The organism is Stieleria sp., from assembly GCF_041595215.1.
GTDB classification, from domain to species: domain Bacteria; phylum Planctomycetota; class Planctomycetia; order Pirellulales; family Pirellulaceae; genus Stieleria; species Stieleria magnilauensis.
Genome location: NZ_JBFHKV010000478.1, coordinates 1 through 6,084, shown reverse-complemented (window position 1 = coordinate 6,084; position 6,084 = coordinate 1). Strand labels below are relative to the sequence as shown.

Below are 6,084 nucleotides of genomic sequence, written 5' to 3'. Positions count from 1 at the left end.
GATTCACGCGTCACCCTCGTCGATTGGGAACTCGCCGCATCGGGGGACCCCGCCTGGGATGTTGCCGGCATGCTGCAGTCCTACATCGCGTGCTCCATCGAGCGATCACTCGCGTCGGCATCCGATCACGCACCCGATCTACGTGAAGCCGCCGATGTGTTTTTTGACTCGTATACCCAGCACTGCAGCGGCCCGTGTGACCCCGGCTTTGCCGAACGCGTCAACCGGTTTTGTGCATCACGATTGATTCAGACCGCCATGGAACGCGATTTCCATTTAAAAACCCCCGGGGTCTTTTCGTTCCGGTTGATTGAAACCAGTCGCAAGATGCTGTGTCAGCCCTTTGCCAGACCTGGGCTTCACAGGTCAACAGCCCGCTCGAACAGTCAAGACGAAGTAGCTCAGCCCCGTTTGCAGGATCGATTGCTTGCGATCGCGAAGCGTCTCGAAATCATCTCTGACTCGACGTTCATTTTTGCTGGAAAGGTCCATCAGGTCGATCAGGCGGTTGCCTCGCCTTCGCAGGGTTCCTCGGCCACGCCGCGCGAGAAACTGATCGATGCCCTGACGCTGGTGATTTACTTTGCAGCCTATTGTCGCGACCCCGACGAAGCGCCGTATCGCGTCCCAGCCGATTTAGTGCCGGACCCGTGGTTCGTCGAGCGACTGTCCAGCGCCAATCAGACCCGCGGAACGTCGCAACCGGGATGGTTGCCTGTTCGGCCGGGCTTTAACCGATGGCAGATGCAGCCGTTGGATGTGATGCGTCTCAAGCGTGAAGATCGCACGTGTCTGCCGTACTATTATTTCGCATTCAGTGAGACGTTGCCGAATGGATGCGAGCGGGGGAACCAAGTTCGATTTTATTTCCATTGCGATCAGCACTCGGTGTTCGATGTCATCCAGGCGTTGACGCTTTGTCTCAATCGCAGCTTGATTCCGTTCCGAATCAAATGTCTGAATCACCCCAGATTGTTCGGGCGACGCGATGCGTTGGTGTTGTACGTTGAAAAGCGCGACGTCGATGGGGTGATTCGCTGTGTCAAAGCACTGGTCGATCGATCCTCGTTTCGTCTTTCGTCGGGAATTCCATTGTTCACCAAAGCGATCTGTCCCGGAATCGGGATCGCGGAAGACCCCGGCGACGGCCAAAGCTTTGGCCAAAAAGTCAGCCGGTTGCTGGCCGAGGCGTTGATCATCGCCAATGAATCGAATGATCTACACGACCCCAAGGTGTTGGACCACATCGAAAAACAGTTTCGGTGCGCAGGCATCGAGCTGGAACAGGCACACCTACGGCCTGGATCGAACGGAAAATAGGCGTCGGCGCCTGTCCCACTTGTTTTCTGATTGACTTGTAGCGGTAGGGCGCTGATTGACTTGTAGCGGTAGGGCGCGAGCCCTCCGGTCTTTCAGGGTCATTTCAAGCTGGCTTGCGCCGTTCCGCTAAAGCGGCAACTTATTGGTGGACGGTCCCTCAGCGTCGGGTCATCTGCAGCAACGGATTACTTTGAGATTGACGCGGCTGCGGCGCGCAGTCGAGAGATGTTGTCGGCGGAACCGTCGGGTGCGGTTTCCAAGATCGTCTCGCGGGGAAGATGGCGTGCGTCGAGGATGCCGCTGGAGCCGGTGGTCACTCGCCATTGGCCGTCATACACGCTGACGGTGCCGTGAATACCGCCCGTCACCCAACGACGCGGCGATGGCTGTCCGCCATCAAGTCGACTCGCAAAGGACACACCGTCCAGCGGGAGATCGGCGGGAACTTCAACGCCGGCGAGTTCGCAAAGGGTCGGGAACCAGTCGGCCATGTCGATCAGGTCGTCGGCCACTGCCCCTGCCTCGATGCTGCCCGGCTGTCGGCAGATCAACGGAATGTGGGTGCCGGCGTCGTTGAGATCCGTTTTGCCGCCACGAACTTCGCCGGCTGTCGTTGTTCGCGGCGTTTTTGAGTCCGTGCCGTTGTCACCCATGAAGATCACCATCGTGTTTTCGGCAATTCCCAACCGATCGACCTCGTCGAGGATCCGGCCGCACAATTTGTCCATGTAGGCGATCATGCCGCTTAGGGATGCGGGTTTGGATTCCGCTTTGTCGTCTGGCGTCTGGATGATCGGCCAGTGCGGCAGCAACATGTTGTGGTGAATGTAGAACGGACGCTTGGCTTGGGCCGCCGTACGCATCTGGTCGATCACGTAGTCGGCCAACACGTCGGGGCCGAAACGGTCGGCGATGTCTTCACGAACGCGTCCGTCGTGGTTGAAGCACGGCTTCCAATAACGCGTCGTTTTGGCTCCTTGACGCCAGATTTGCCAAACGCACCAGGAGTCGAAACCGGCATCGCGACAGTGCTCGGGATGAAATTCCAGCGTCGCGAGTTGCCACTTGCCGGTCACGGACGTCAGATAGCCGGCGTTGCGCAGCAGTTGCGGATAGGTCGTCCAGCGTCGGCGGAAATCGACGGCCTTCTTCGTCCCTAGGTGGACGGGCAGCACATCGAAATAACCGTGACGCGACACGTACGCGCCTGTGTAAAGACTCATCCGCGACGGAGTGCAAACAGGACTGGTGTACGCGCGGCTGAAACGCATTCCCTGTGTGGCGAGTCGATCGAGATGCGGCGTGTTGAAATCTTTACCGCCATAGCAGCCGAGGGCTTCGTAACCGAGATCATCCGCCAAGAGCAGTAAAATGTTAGGAGGCGGGGCGTCGCGACGATCGCCAAGAATCAACGGTTCGGGAGGCTCCGCGGTTTGTCCCATGCCGGGCAACGCGAAGAGGATGGCGAGTGCGAAGCAAAATGCATGAGTGAATACATTCACTGAAAGATCCCTATCTCGAGCGGCAGGCTGATCACTGGTGGGAAGTCACGACGCGGACGAGTCGATTATACTGCCCTACCCGAAAGATCCGCAGGCCCCACGGGTTCAGGAGGATCTGTTTTGGCACTACCCCCATTACCATTGGATGGGAGCCCAGCCCTACGGCGCGATCCGCGAGTGAAGCAAGCACAAGTGCGAACGGCTACACCAAAGCGAAACGTTGACACGTCACTCGCCGGAGAAGAAGTAAATGGTCAGAGCTCTCATGCTTGTCGAATGTCTTGTTTTCATGCAGGCGATGATTTTACCGTGCTTCGCTCAGGGGCAACCGGAGCAAAGCTCATCCGTTCGACCCGATCGAACGAATTATTCTGATCGTGGCAAGGTTGGCGTGGTGCGACGAGGTGCTGGAAAACCTGAGTGGCTAGATGTCCTGCTGAAAACTCAATTTGACAAGTCGGAACGGCTCGCCAAATTTGCAGACCAACGCGAGCGGTGATTAACGACCTTTGACCATGGGCGATGCGATGCAAGACACAAGTGTGGGCGCGACACGGCTCGGTCGGGTGCTGGTTGCCAGCAAGTGGGCGGGCTTGGTTGAAGTGGCTGTCGTGTTTGCGAGCGGCATCGCGGTGATCTTACTTGCCAGCAACACATTCGGGCAGACTCCGGTCGCATCGATCGGCAGCGTCTGGGCTGCCAATCTGTTGATGCTGGCAATCGTGTACTGGGGACTGCGATTGCGTGGGCAAAGTTGGATGCACTTGGGGCTGGACCAAAGTCTTTCTCGCTGGCGTTCCGCGATCCGTGTCTTCTTGCAATCGATTGTCGTGTTTGTTGCCGCGATTGCAGCTTTTGTGTTTGCCGCGATTCTGATGGCGAATCTGCTTGGCATTCCGGAGCGGGCAGACATGAGTCAGTACGATTACCTCCGCGGCAATCTCACCTTGACGATCCTCGCCTTGGCATCTGTGTACATCGTCTCGACATTCGCTGAAGAAGTCATTTATCGGGGATTCATGATCACACGAATATCCGAGTTGGGGGCAGGTGGAAGGACGGCTGGGTGGTTGGCCATCGTCTCCAGTTCCATCGTGTTCGGCCTGGTCCACTCGGACTGGGGGCTCGCCGGAATGGTCCAGGCCAGCTTCATGGGATTGGCGTTGGGGATTTCCTACGTCGTGGTTCGGCGGAATCTCTGGGTCACGATTCTTGCGCACGGATACATGGATACAATTCTGGTGTTGCAAATGTATGCCGGCATTGGGTCTTAGGACGTACTCTCGCCCGATTCTTCGTTCCCGCCGATGGCGTGATCCCTCAACGGCAGGGCCCCCAAGGACCGGGCGTTTTTGCTGGGCAGATCGCAAGTGGCCCTGCAAAAGGCTGTGTGCCCGGATGTCGCATCGGGCGAGTGCGGCGGAACACTTCATCGAAGTCGGCAACAAAAAACTTGAGATGTCGAATTTCCAGCTGTTAGACTTGCGGTTTACTTTTTCTGTCGCTTTTCTTCCATCCGCGGATCGATACCCTTGATTGCCCGAATCATCTCAGGCGTATTCATCGTGTTCTTTGGCATTTCCGTCCGCGGTCTTGCCGAACCACCGACCAACACGGATCCGACCGTCGGGTATGTGGGGACAAAAACGTGCGCTCAGTGCCATGAGGCCGAACACTTAACGTATCTGGATACCAAACACAGCGAGTCGATGGAGCGTGTCGATCCGGACAAAGAGGTTTCCTCGGCGACGTTTCATCACGAAGCGTCCGGCAACGACTATCAGGTATTGCGTCGCGGCGACGACTTGATTCATCGCGAGATCCTTCGCGGTCCCGACGGCGAGGAATTGGCCCGAACCGAACACCCGATCGTCTTCACGCTCGGCTCGGGAACGCACGGAAAAAGCTATGTCTATCATGACGGATCGCATTTCGGCCAATCTCCGTTGTCTTGGTACCAGGACACGGGGAAATGGGCCATGTCGCCCGGCTATGATGTGCCCTTTCATCCCGGATTCGGACGCAAGTTAAGTTCGGAGTGTTTCTTTTGCCACGTCGGTGACATCGATCGTAAGAACGGCAACCCGAATGAGTTTTCGATTCTGGAAGAGAAAATCGGATGCGAGCGTTGTCACGGACCAGGTGAAAAACACGTCGCCCGATACCGCGAGAACCCGAAGTTTGCGGGGGCAGACAACACGATCGTCAATCCGTCCAAACTCTCACGCGAGCTTTCCGAAGCCATCTGTCAACAATGCCATTTGCAGGCCGCCGGCAAAGCGATGTTGGCCAACAAAGATGAATGGGACTATCGACCCGGGTTGCCGTTGACCGACTTTCGGATCGATTACCAATATCGTCTCGGCGATGACACGATGCGCGTCGTGGGACATGTGGAGCAGTTGCACATGAGCAAGTGCTATCAGCAAACCGAGTCGCTGACCTGTATCACCTGTCACAATCCGCACCAAACCGTTCCGGCCGAATCGACGATCGAGCACTATCGAAAGATCTGTCTGTCTTGCCACACCGATCAGTCCTGTGGTGAGCCGCATGCCAAACGGGTCGAAAAGGCGCAGAATGACTGCAGCCAATGCCACATGCCCGCCCAGGGCACCGAGGTTCCCCACACGGCGTTTCATCACCACCGCATCGGCATTCACAGCGGGCAAGCAACCAGTGTCGAACCGGCGGTTGGGTTGAGCCCGGTCTTGGATGTCGCCGATTTGCCGGGCATGGTTCGCAAACGTTGCGAAGCGCTCGCCAAGTTCCAGGTCGCCCAAGAAGATCCCGGCAATCCGAATTTTCGAGACTATGGCATCGAAGCCGCCAAAGCCCTGATTGAAGTCAAGAACGCGGGCCATGCAGACGCCGATGCGACCACCATCCTGGCCATGTTGGCTCGTTCGCAGGGTCAGTCGGCGATCGCCCAAGACCTGGCCAGGGAAGTGGTGGCCAGTGAGCGAGCGCCCTCGCGTCCGCGATTGGAATCACTGCGTCTGCTCGCCAATCTCGCCTACCAGCGCCGCGAATTTGCCGAAGCGGCGAAGTACTATCGCGAAGTCACGGAGTTGCAGAGCGAGCCGTTTGACTATTTTCAATTGGGTGTATCGGAGCAGAACTCGGGAAACACCGAGCAGGCGATTGAAGCGCTGAACAAGACGATTGAGCTGGCTCCGCAACACGTCAGCGCGCACCGTTTTCTGGCCGCCATCTATCAGTCACGCGGACGTGACGATCTGGCGGCTCGGCACTCGAAACT

The 6,084-nt window shown here is 57.4% G+C and carries 4 protein-coding genes; 3 read left to right on the top strand and 1 reads right to left on the bottom strand.

Annotated features, from left to right (window positions below; translation table 11 throughout):
* Positions 1 to 1,320 (top strand): T3SS effector HopA1 family protein (locus ABX749_RS18210; RefSeq protein WP_372897217.1); only part of this gene is annotated, 1,320 nt, incomplete at its 5' end.
* Positions 1,321 to 1,505: 185 nt separating this feature from the next.
* On the opposite strand, the gene ABX749_RS18205 is transcribed toward ABX749_RS18210, so the two are convergent.
* On the bottom strand, positions 1,506 to 2,822 hold the full coding sequence (locus tag ABX749_RS18205; protein ID WP_372897216.1) for a sulfatase-like hydrolase/transferase: 1,317 nt from the start codon (positions 2,820 to 2,822) through the stop codon (positions 1,506 to 1,508).
* Positions 2,823 to 3,349: 527 nt separating this feature from the next.
* Here ABX749_RS18205 and ABX749_RS18200 point away from each other — a divergent pair.
* Together ABX749_RS18200 and ABX749_RS18195 are read left to right on the top strand one after the other, a co-directional pair.
* Positions 3,350 to 4,096, top strand: a complete 747-nt coding sequence (locus ABX749_RS18200) for a lysostaphin resistance A-like protein (protein ID WP_372897215.1) — start codon at positions 3,350 to 3,352, stop codon at positions 4,094 to 4,096.
* Positions 4,097 to 4,354: 258 nt separating this feature from the next.
* The coding region (locus ABX749_RS18195; protein ID WP_372897214.1) for a tetratricopeptide repeat protein at positions 4,355 to 6,084 on the top strand (1,730 nt) is incomplete at its 3' end.